This is a genomic window from Nocardioides sp., assembly GCF_004803405.1.
GTDB classification, from domain to species: domain Bacteria; phylum Actinomycetota; class Actinomycetes; order Propionibacteriales; family Nocardioidaceae; genus Nocardioides; species Nocardioides vastitatis.
Genome location: NZ_SSXI01000223.1, coordinates 1 through 7722 on the forward strand (window position 1 = coordinate 1; position 7722 = coordinate 7722).

At 73.5% G+C, this 7722-nt stretch carries 8 protein-coding genes, 1 pseudogene and 1 riboswitch; of the genes and pseudogenes, 3 read left to right on the forward strand and 6 right to left on the reverse strand.

What is annotated here, in order from left to right; translation table 11 throughout:
* Positions 1-531 (forward strand): adenosylcobinamide-GDP ribazoletransferase (locus tag E7Z54_RS15055; protein WP_136435025.1); only part of this gene is annotated, 531 nt, incomplete at its 5' end.
* On the opposite strand, the gene cobU is transcribed toward E7Z54_RS15055, so the two are convergent.
* Together cobU and E7Z54_RS15065 are read right to left on the reverse strand one after the other, a co-directional pair.
* Complete coding sequence (gene cobU, locus E7Z54_RS15060; protein ID WP_136435026.1) at positions 528-1058, reverse strand: bifunctional adenosylcobinamide kinase/adenosylcobinamide-phosphate guanylyltransferase; 531 nt, start codon at positions 1056-1058, stop codon at positions 528-530. The two genes, E7Z54_RS15055 and cobU, sit on opposite strands and share 4 nt — an antisense overlap.
* A 7-nt stretch (positions 1059-1065) precedes the next feature.
* Positions 1066-2499, reverse strand: a complete 1434-nt coding sequence (locus E7Z54_RS15065; protein ID WP_136435028.1) for an RNB domain-containing ribonuclease — start codon at positions 2497-2499, stop codon at positions 1066-1068.
* A gap of 24 nt (positions 2500-2523) precedes the next feature.
* Here E7Z54_RS15065 and yaaA point away from each other — a divergent pair, with 24 nt between their 5' ends.
* On the forward strand, positions 2524-3303 hold the full coding sequence (yaaA, locus tag E7Z54_RS15070) for a peroxide stress protein YaaA (protein ID WP_136435030.1): 780 nt from the start codon (positions 2524-2526) through the stop codon (positions 3301-3303).
* 18 nt (positions 3304-3321) lie between these two features.
* Here the strand turns inward: yaaA and E7Z54_RS23800 are convergent, their stop codons facing one another.
* The 4 genes from E7Z54_RS23800 to E7Z54_RS15090 are packed head-to-tail and all read right to left on the reverse strand — an operon-like array spanning position 3322 to position 7198.
* Positions 3322-4050, reverse strand: a complete 729-nt coding sequence (locus tag E7Z54_RS23800; protein WP_206056257.1) for a hypothetical protein — start codon at positions 4048-4050, stop codon at positions 3322-3324.
* Positions 4051-4108: 58 nt separating this feature from the next.
* Positions 4109-5296 carry a bifunctional RNase H/acid phosphatase gene (locus E7Z54_RS15080; RefSeq protein WP_136435032.1) on the reverse strand — a complete coding sequence of 396 codons (1188 nt, stop codon included), beginning with the start codon at positions 5294-5296 and terminating at the stop codon, positions 4109-4111.
* The gene (locus E7Z54_RS15085) at positions 5296-6039 is read right to left on the reverse strand and encodes a zinc ribbon domain-containing protein (protein ID WP_136435033.1); all 744 of its coding nucleotides are present in this window, start codon (positions 6037-6039) and stop codon (positions 5296-5298) included. Before E7Z54_RS15085 ends, E7Z54_RS15080 begins: the two co-directional genes overlap by 1 nt.
* Before the next feature lie 37 nt (positions 6040-6076).
* Positions 6077-7198: a Nif3-like dinuclear metal center hexameric protein gene (locus tag E7Z54_RS15090; RefSeq protein WP_136435035.1), complete on the reverse strand. Its 1122-nt coding sequence runs from the start codon at positions 7196-7198 to the stop codon at positions 6077-6079.
* 73 nt (positions 7199-7271) lie between these two features.
* Positions 7272-7479, forward strand: a riboswitch (cobalamin riboswitch).
* A 55-nt stretch (positions 7480-7534) separates the two neighbouring features.
* Between E7Z54_RS15090 and E7Z54_RS15095 the strand changes: the two are divergent.
* Positions 7535-7722 (forward strand): annotated as a pseudogene (locus tag E7Z54_RS15095) (hypothetical protein); the annotation flags it as partial.

Sequence of the window (7722 nt, forward strand, 5' to 3'; positions counted from 1 at the left end):
CGCGCCCTGCATCTCGACGGCCTCTCCGACGTGGCCGACGGCCTGACCGCCTCCCACGACCGCGAGCGGTCCCTGGCCGTGATGAAGAGCGGCACGGCGGGCCCGGCGGGCGTCGCCGCCGTCGTCCTGGTGCTCGGGGGTCAGGCCTCGGCGCTGATGTGGTTCGTGGGCTGGGGAGGGGACGTGCGCGGGGCGGTGATCGCCGGCGCCACGGTCTGCGCCTCCCGCGCGGCGCTGTGGATCACCTGCTGCACGATCGTCCCGCCCGCCCGGCAGGACGGCCTCGGCATCACCTTCACCCGTCGCGTCCCGGTCGCCGCGGCGGCGTGCGGCTGGGCCGCGCTCGCGGCGCTCGCCACGCTGGTCGACCCGGTCCGGGGTCCGGTGACCGTCGCCCTTGCCGCGCTGGTCGTGGTCGGGCTCACCGCGCACGCCGTGCGACGCTTCGGTGGCGTCACCGGCGACGTGTACGGCGCCGGCATCGAGGTCGCCCTGGTCGTGCTGCTCGTCGGGCTGGCCGGCGCGCCCTAGAGCTTCAACACCCGCCCCGCGACGACCAGGTGCACCTCGTCGCAGACCGCGGCGACGCGCTGGTTGATCGTCCCCAGCGCGTCGCGGAAGATCCGCGCCGAGCGGTGCTCGGGCACCACGCCCAGCCCGACCTCGTTGGTCACGACCACCACCGGCACCCTGGTCTCCGCCAGTACGGCCGCCACCTCCGAGAGCAGACCACCGACGTAGTCGTCGATCTCGACGACAGGCGCCTCCCAGAGCCGGGCCTCGTCGATCACGGCGTTGAGCCAGGTGCCCAGGCAGTCGACGAGCACCGGGCCGGTCGCCGTCCGGATCGCACCGGCCAGGTCGCGGGTCTCCACAGTCGACCAGGTCGCCGACCGGCGCGCCCGGTGCGCAGCCACCCTCGCGGCCCAGTCGTCGTCGTCGTACACGGGACCGGCGGCGACGTAGGTGACGGCACGTTCCTCGGCCAGCAGCCCCTCCGCGTGCCTCGACTTGCCGGAGCGCACGCCTCCGGTGACCAGGACCCTGCCGACCGTCACTGCAGCATCAGCCGACCGTGAGCGCGACCCTGCGGGCCGCGATGTCGGCGGACTCGAGCCGAGCGCGGACGTTCTCACCCAGCGGCAGCGGCCGCGGCGAACTAACGGGAGCCTCGACGCCCACGTCGGCGAGCAGCACCACGCCCCGGGTCGGCTCCTCGTCCCGCACGCTGGTGACCACGCCGTCGAACTCCTCCCCCACCCGGTCCGAGAGCACCGCAGCCTCGATCAGGTCGAGCACCGCGCGCTCGTAGGAGCCGGCGCGCCGCGCGGAGTCCCGCAGCTCCTCGGGCAGGTCCGGCAGCGCCGCCGTCACCCAGTCCGGGACCGGGCGGCCGGCGCTGAGCGCCAGGCACGTCTCGCCGGCGTAGCGATCGCCGAGGCGACGCAGCGGCGCGGTGACGTGGGCGTACTCCGCTGCGATCGCGGAGTGCCTCGTCTGCTCCGGAACCGTTCCGTCGAAGGCCGCGTAGCCACTGCCGCGCAGCAGGCGCTTGCATGCCGCGACCATCGCCTGGTGCGCGGGCTTCGCGGGGTCCAGCGAACGGATGAACTCCACGTGGTCGGTGCCCTCGGGCCACGAGATCCGGAGTCCGCGGGCCACCCGGCGCAGCCGGGCGACGTCGCGCGGATCCGGCGGCGGGACGGTGCGCAGGATGCCCACTCCGCCCTCGACCATGAGGGAGGCCGCCGCCATCCCGGTCATCAGCGAGATCTGCGCGTTCCACAGCTCGACCGGCAACTGCTCGCGGAACACCAGCCGGAACCCGGACCCGGTCTCCTCGATCTCCTGCTCGGGCAGCGGGAGCGAGATCCCGCCACGCTCCCGCTCCTGCGCGATCCGGAGGGTGCCGACCTCCTCGAGCAGCTGGAGCACCTCGCCCGCGGAGCCGTCCTCGATCGCTCGCTGCGCCTCGACGTACGACAGGCGAGCGGTGGACCGGACCATCGCTCGCTCGACTCGGGCGTCCGTGCAGGCTCCCGCGGCGTCCACGGACAGCGTCCACAGCAGCGCGGGGCGGACCTGCTCGGGCAGCAGGGACGCGGCTCCCTCGGACAGGACCGGCGGGTGCAGCGGGACCCGGTTGCCCGCGCCGTACAGCGTCTCGCCGCGGCGGTGCGCCTCCAGGTCGACCGGGTCTCCGTGCGCCACGAAAGCGGCGACATCCGCGATCGCGTAGTGGACCACGAACCCCTCGCCCGCGCGCTCGATGTGCAGCGCCTGGTCCAGGTCCATCGAGCCCTCGGGATCGATGGTCACGAACGCGAGGTCGGTCCGGTCCAGGTCATGGCGTACGGCGGAGGCTGCGGCCTTCTCGGCGGCCCTGGTCACCTCGGGGGCGAAGTCGCCGGGGAGCTCCAGCTCCTTCTCGATCGCCGCGAGACCCTCCTGCAGCGCGGGTGGGGTCGCCTCGACCCGGACCGCGACGTTGCTCGGCATGAGGCCGACCCTATCGTTGGGCAGATGCTCATCCTGTTGCCGCCGAGCGAGGGCAAGGCCGCACCCAGCCGAGGCCAGTCCCTCGACCTGCAGGCGCTCTCGCTCCCTCACCTCACCGGGGCCAGGCAGCGCGTCCTCGGCGCCCTGGTCAGCCTCTGCAGCGAGGACCCCGACCACGCCGCCACGGTCCTGGGGCTGTCCAGCAGCCAGCGCGACCTGGTGGCGCGGAACGCGACCCTCGCCTCGGCACCGACCGCGCGCGCCGACCGCGTCTACACCGGCGTCCTCTACGACGCACTGGACGTCGGGTCGCTCTCGGCCGCCGCGAAGCGGCGCGCGTCCCGTCGGGTTGCGGTGACGTCGAGCCTGTTCGGCATGGTGCGCCTCGGCGACCGGATCCCGGCCTACCGGCTCTCCGGCGACGCGACCGTGCCCGGCCTCGGGCCGGTCGCCGCCGTGTGGCGTCAGGCGCTTCCCGACGCAATGGCCGAAGAGGTCGGACGGGGACTGCTCATGGACCTCCGCTCCAGCATGTACGCAGGGTTCTGGCGGCCCGGGCCGGAGCTGGCCGCGCAGGTGGCGACCGTGCGGGTGCTGCACGAGACGAACGGTCGGCGACAGGTGGTGAGTCACTTCAACAAGGCCACCAAGGGGCGGATCGTGCGCGCGCTGCTGGAGGACGGCGCCGACCCGAGGACGCCCTCGGCGCTGGCGGGTCACCTGGAGCGGCTGGGGTGGACGGTCGAGGTCGGCCCGGCCACGAAGAAGGGCATCCAGCTCGACGTGGTGGTCAGCGAGCTCTGAGGCCGACCCCGCGCCCGGCTACTGGGTGTCGAGGAAGAGCTCCAACAGCTCGACCGCCGCTGCCCGCTTGTCACCGATGTCCCGCGGCTCCTCGCTGAAGATCTCGACCCCGACCACGCTCGAGTCGGCCTTGGTGATCGCCTCGCTGCGCCGCGGCGAGCCGAAGGCCACCCCGTCGTCGCCGACGTCGATCGGTGTCGCCTCCGTGCCCAGGTTGCTCGCCTCGTCCTTGACGGACTGGATCTCCTCGTCGGCGATGACACCGGCGCCCTTGACGATCGTGACGCCGACCCCGCTGCCGGAGTAGGTGCATCCCGCCGCGACGACCAGGTTGCCCTGGAGGTCCAGCTCGACGTCGTACCCGACCACGTCGGAGACCGCGTCCGCGGTGGGGCAGCTGGCGCCGCCCAGGCCGGGCACGGTCTCCTCGACCTTCTGGACCAGCTGGTAGACCGCGAAGCCGCCGATTCCGCAGAAGACGATGCCGAGCGCGAGCACCACCACCGCCGCGATCACGCAGCCCTTGCCGCCCTTCTTCGGCGGCGGTTGGTACGGCGGCTGTTGGTACGGCGGCTGGGGACCGCCGGGACCACCAGGTCCGGCCGGTCCGCCGGGACCGTAGGGCTGGTACGGCGGCTGGGGACCGCCGGGACCACCGGGACCACCGGGTCCGGAGGGCTGCTGCTGCGGGTGCTGGCCGGGGCCCGGCCAGGATCCGGGGCCCGGCGGTGGCGGCGGGTAGCTCATGTCCGCAAGCGTGGCAGCGAGGCGGCCGCCCCGCAGGAGGGTTTCCCCTCTACTTCGGCTACCAGCGCCCCGTGTCGAGCAGGGTCCGCCGACCGGGGGCGAGCGTGTTGTAGAGGCGCAGCGAGCTCGTCCACTCCCCCGTGGTCACGTCGGGGTGGAACGAGACGGCCGACACCGACGCCGGCGAGAGCTCCATCTTGAAGAGCGCGTCGAGCGGCGCCCCGACCGCGTGGGCGACGAGGGTCTTGATCGGGGTCACGTGGCTGACGACCACCACGGTCCGGCCGGCGTGGGCCGCCAGCAGGCGGGACAGGCCGGCGAGCACTCGCTCCTGCACGCCGACGAACGACTCGCCGCCGGGCGGCGTCGCCGCCAGGTCGGCGAACCACGCGTCGAGCCCGGCCTGGTCGCGCTCGGCCACCTCCGCGAAGGTCAGCCCGTCCCAGTCGCCGAACTCCATCTCGGCGAAGCCCGGCTCCTCCTCCACGGGCAGCCGCAGCTGCTCAGCGATGATCTCGGCCGACTCCCGGGTGCGCCGCACGGGCGAGCACACGACGGCGTCGATCCGCTCCCGCAGCTCCAGGAGCCACGCGGCCACCTCGGCGACCTGGGTGCGCCCCTCGTCCGACAGGCCGGGGTTGTCGCCACCCAGACCGCCGGAGAACCGCCGGGCGGAGGTGTGCGCCGTGACGCCGTGACGAACCAGCACGACCGTGGTGGGCGCACCCGGCTTGGCCGACGGACTCTCCGCCTGCTCGACCAGGGACTCCGGCTGGTCGGGCAGCCGGTCCCCGGCCTCGTCGCCGGCGCCAGGGACGGTCACGCCCGCCCGCCTGCCGTCGAGCGCCTCGTTGACGAGCCGGTCGGCGTGCTGGTTCCGGTCCCGCGGCACCCAGGTGTACGTGGTGTCCGCGGGCGCGAGCCGCCTGGCCTCCTCGACCAGCGAGCGCATGTCCGGGTGCTTGACCTTCCAGCGCCCGGACATCTGCTCAACGACGAGCTTCGAGTCCACCCGCACCTCGACCGCCGCTCCGGGCGCGAGCTCTGCGGCGAGCTTGAGCCCGGCGATCAGCCCGGAGTACTCGGCGACGTTGTTGCTGGCCACGCCGATCGTCATCGCCTCCTCGGCGAGGACCTCACCGGTCTCGGCGTCCTTGAGGACCGCCCCGTACGCGGCAGGACCGGGGTTCCCGCGCGACCCGCCGTCGGCCTCGATGACGACCGCGCGGCGACCCGGAACGGTCACTAGAGGCCGCTCTCCGACGTCCGCACCAGGATCCGCTGGCACTCCTGGCAACGCTCCACCTCGTCGCTCGGCGCGCTGCGGATCCGACCGAGCTCGGCCGGGTCGAGGCTCAGCCGGCAGCCGCCGCACTGGCGGGCGCGGAGCTCGGCGGCACCCACGCCGTTCTTGTTGGCGCGCAGCTTCTCGTAGAGGGCGAGGAGGTCCTCGGGCAGCGCGGCGACGATGGCGTCGCGGCCTGCCGACACCGATGCGATCTCGGCGTCGAACGAGGCCACCTTCGCGTCCCGCGCGGAGGTCAGGTCGCCCAGCCGGGTGTCGACGGACTCGAGCGCGGCGGTGAGCTCGGCCAGCGCGGACTGCGCCTCCTCGAGCTGCTCCATCACCTCCAGCTCCTCGTCCTCCAGGGCGGAGATGCGCCGCTCCAGTGTCTCGAGCTCGTGCTGCATCCGCTCGAGGTCCTTGGGACTGGCGATGGCGCCGGAGTCCATCCGGTCCTGGTCGCGCTTGCGTCGGGCCTTGACCTGCTCGACGTCGGCGTCGGCCTTCGCCTGGGCGGCCGCGAGGTCGTCCACGACGATCATCTGGTCGCGCAGCCGGCCGTCGATGTCGGCGCGCTTGCCGAGCAGCTCCTTGATCTCCGCGGCCTCGGGCGGATGGGTCCGCTGGTGCCGGAGGTGGTCGACCTGCGAGTCGAGCGACTGCAGGTCCAGCAGCCGCAGCTGCGCAGACGGATCGGCCTTCATCGGGTCCTCACGGGTTCTGCTGCAGTCACAGGTGCCTTCACAGTCTCATTGTCCAAGGGTCGGTGACGAGCGCGCTCACCCGGGTCTCCACCGCGTCGCCGAAGGCGTCGCGGAGCCGTTGCTCCACGACCGGGAGCCACGTCCACTCCGCCGCCCAGTGGGCGACGTCGACCAGGGCAGGTCCACCCTTCTCGACGAACTCCGCGGCCGGGTGGTGGCGCAGGTCGCTGGTCAGGTAGACGTCGACGGGCAGCCCCGCCACCTGGTCCAGCAGGAAGTCGCCGGCTCCACCGCACACCGCGACCCGGCGGACCAGCCGGTCCGGGTCGCCCGCGACCCGGACCCCATGGGAGGTCGTCGGGAGCGTGGCGGCGACCCGCTCGGCGAACTCGGCCAGCGTCATCGGCGGCAGCGCACCGCAGCGGCCGGTGCCCGTCGTGACCACGCCGGGGTCCGCGAGCTCCACGACGTCGTACGCCGGCTCCTCGTAGGGGTGGGCGGCGAGCATGGCGCGGACGACAGGTCCGCGCAGGCTGCGGGCCAGGACGACCTCGACCCGGACCTCCGAGACCGTCTCGATCGCACCGACCGTGCCGATCAGGGGGTTCGCGCCGTCGAGCGGCCGGAACCGGCCCTCCCCGGGAGCGCTGGTGAAGGACGCGAAGTCGTAGTCGCCGATCCGGCCCGCTCCGGCCTCCGCCATCGACGCCCGGACGGGCGCGGCGGCGTCCTGCGGCACGTAGACGGTCAGCTTGTCGACGGCCTCCCCCACGGCCGGCACGATCGGCTCGAGGTCGGTCAGCCCGAGGGCGTGCGCCAGCGATTCGGACACCCCACCAACCGCCTGGTCGGCGTTGGTGTGGGCCGTGAGGAGGGCACAGCCGGACGCGGCGAGCGTCGCCAGGGTCCGGCCCTTGGGCGTGGTGGCGGGGAACCCGTGGACCGGCTTGAGGAACAGCGGGTGGTGCACGACCAACAGGTCCGCCTTCCACTCGGCCGCCTCGTCGGCCACGGCCGGCGCCGGGTCCACCGCGAAGAGCACCTTCCTCACCGGCTGCTCCGGGTCGCCGTACGTGAGGCCGACGGCGTCCCACTCAGCGGCGGTCGAGGGCGGATACCAATCGTGGACCAGGTCTACGACGTCCTTGAGAGCCGGCATGTCCGCCAACCTATCGGGAGGCCGGCGCACCATCGACCGCGAGCGGCGGCCCTGTCCCGGACCGCAGATCGGTTGGTACGCTGGCCGCGCCAGTCGACCTCCACGCATGTGGCGGTCAGGGAACCCGGTGCGAATCCGGGACTGACGCGCAGCGGTATGGGTGACGGGCGGAGCAGGCGGTCAGCGATGGCCGCTTGATGTCACTGGGTGATCACCACCTGGGAAGGCGCTCCGTCCGCGCGATCCCGAGTCCGAAGACCTGCTGGCCCTTGCGACATCTGTCGTGAGGTCACCAAGGGTGACGCGGCGAGCCCCCGACCTCGAAGGACTTGTGTGGTGAACCGGGCCCCCGGGACCGCTCCGTCCCGCAGCCGTCCCGACCGGTGCCCCGGCGTCGTGGAGCCGTTTGCGGCCGACGACGGCGGGCTGGTGCGCGTGCGCATCCCCGGGGGGCGGCTCCCCGTCTCGCGGCTGCAGGCGTTGGTCGCCGTCGCCGAGGAGTACGGCGACGGCCGGGTCCGGCT